The 1,013-nt window shown below is 40.2% G+C and carries 1 protein-coding gene and 1 pseudogene; both read left to right on the forward strand.

The features are described 5' to 3' along the window. Window positions 1-22: 22 nt before the first annotated feature. Window positions 23-142, forward strand: coding sequence for a hypothetical protein (locus tag ACWATR_RS40395; RefSeq protein WP_460346106.1), 120 nt, complete (start codon window positions 23-25; stop codon window positions 140-142). A gap of 113 nt (window positions 143-255) precedes the next feature. Beyond that, a pseudogene (locus ACWATR_RS40400) lies at window positions 256-1,013 on the forward strand (hypothetical protein); the annotation flags it as partial.

Genomic DNA, 1,013 nt, shown 5'->3' on the forward strand with positions numbered 1-1,013 from the left:
TAAAGCTTTTTCATCCCTCAAAATTACTGTCTTTGATGGCAGTTATCACGAATATCACTCTAAGGAGGATCATTATCGTATAGCTGCTTTCATCGCTTGGAGGAATGCTTTAAAAACTGCTGAATTCATACCTGTTGAATAATTAAGATTAGGGAAATGTAACCACTTCACCATTATTAAGATTGATGATTTTAAGCTCAGACAGGGGAAATAATAAAAATCCAATTCCTTTAGAGAGAAAATGAGAGTTACTGGATGAGAGATAAGCATGAAAAAACCTTTGTTCTGATTGATGGATATACATTAGCGATCGCACAAAGCGATTCAGGTGTGTTATTCTCTGGTCGCCACAGTCGCAAAGCCATAACCCGATATGACGATTCGCTCCTAATTCAGTTTTTGGCACGTCAGTCCCATAATGATACTTTCTGGCAGTGCTTTCAGGCGCGTGAAATGTATGAGAATGAGGATAATCGCTTCTTTGTCAGGAATTGCCAGCAGTTGATTCACTATCCCAGTTGGAAACTACCGCAAGTTTATCAAAATTGGGCAGTTTGGGAACTGATCGATCAGCTGTTTCAAATTTATGGCGAGTCTTACAATGAACCGATTTGTTTATGGCATCCTGGAAGTTACTATCCGATGTATGGTATTCCCTATGGCACTGCATTGAAGGTGATACAGGTTTCTCAAAATTGGAGCAATCTGCAAGAAATTGAGGGAGTTGAACTGCTTAATGAAACCCAGTGGAATTTACGCTTTGCGTCTGCTGCGAGTCCTACTCAACCCTTACTAATTCCCCAGATTTTATCTGAGATTGAGGAAGTTGCTAGTATATATCTACTATTTTTTGAAGAACAATCCCGCTTATATACACCTAATCAGGTTGCTGCAATTAGATATGAACTGCTGCATCAGATGGCGATCGCCAACCTGCTCAACCGTGAAATCTCGGCAGAAATTCTTGCTCGTCTAGTTGCTTATCCAAATCTGCAACGCTGCATCATTCAAGC

The sequence above is a fragment of the Nostoc sp. UIC 10890 genome (genome assembly GCF_054786515.1).